General features: G+C 77.3%; 1 pseudogene. It reads left to right on the top strand.

The features are described 5' to 3' along the window. Window positions 1–1,258 (top strand): annotated as a pseudogene (locus ACWGL3_RS32215) (glycosyltransferase family 4 protein); the annotation flags it as partial. Between the last annotated feature and the right edge of the window lie 72 nt (window positions 1,259–1,330).

Below are 1,330 nucleotides of genomic sequence, written 5' to 3'. Positions count from 1 at the left end.
GCCCGTGCCCCGGCCCGGGCCGCCGGCGGCGTGCCGGGTGCGTGCGGGGGGCGACGGCCCGGCCGTGCTCTCGTTCACGGATCCTCCCGACGAGGTGGTGCTGGTGCGCCCGGGACAGCGGGTCGCGCTGACCCCCGGCCCCGGGGGCGAGGTGGTGGTGGACGCCGAGCGGGACCGCCTGGCGGCGCGCACGTGGGAGGTGTGCCGGGTCGACGGGGGCCGGGTGAGCCCCGTCGAGGACGTCGAGATCCACCAGCACGGCTACCCGCTGGCCGCCGACGGCGTCGACCGGCTCGCCCTGGTGGTCCCCGCCCGTTCCGGCAAGGGCCGTCTGGTGCTGCACGTGCGCCGCTCCGCCCGCCACGCGGAGGTGGAGCGCGTGGAGGTCGCCGACGGGCTGATCACCGTGCGGGGGCGGGTCCTGGGCCGGGGCGGGCCGGACGCCGGGGCCAGACTCGCCGTGCGGCTCCGCGAGGCGCCGCAGGCCCCGCGGGAGTTCTCGGCCCCGGTGGCCGCCGACGGCCTCTTCACCGCGGTGATCGACCCGGAGGCGGTGGTGCGCGGTCGGGAGGGGATGTCGCAGAAGTGGGAGATGCGGCTGGTGCTGTCCGACGGCGCCGAGTGCACCCTGGGCCGTCACCTGTCCGGGGTGGCCGGCTACAAGAAGATCATCGACTACCCGGCGCAGCGGGTGGAGTCCCCGCACGGGGGCGGGGTACGGGTGCGGCCCTACTACACGGTCAACGACCGCCTGGGGCTGCTGACGTCCCCGTCCGCGCCGTCCCTGGAGGTGGGCGAGGTACGGGTGCGTTCGACGGGGCTCCACGGAAGGCGTCTGCGGTTCGAGGCGCACCTGGACGGCCCGTTTCCGGAGGGTGCCGAGTACGCGGTGGAGGTGGTGCGCGGCACCGACGTGGGCCGGCGCTTCCCCCTGCACGCCGAGGGTCCGCGGAGTCGGCCGGGGACGGCCTCCGTCCCCGGGGGCGGTCGCCTCGTGGGGACCCTGCCGCTGCTCCGGGGCGAGGAGTACGGCGACGCGTCCCCTCTTCGGGTCACGTGGCAGCTGCGGCTCCTGGCGGGGCCCGCGGACGCGATGGGCCGGGTGAGGGCCGAAGAGGTTCCCGGGCACACGGCACGCCGCTGGAGCCGTGGCCCGTACCTGCGTTCGGTGACAGTGACGCCGGTGGGATCGGGCGACCTCAAGGTCACCGTCGCCGACGTGCACCTGTGGGGCTCGGTCAGCCGGCGTCTGCGCTGACGCGCGGCGGCGTCCCGGCGGGCCGCGGCCGCCACCGGAGCACGGCGTCCGCGGGCGGGTCCCGGCAGGGCC

The sequence above is a fragment of the Nocardiopsis sp. NPDC055824 genome (genome assembly GCF_053616335.1).
This window is presented reverse-complemented; position numbering and strand designations above follow the sequence as displayed.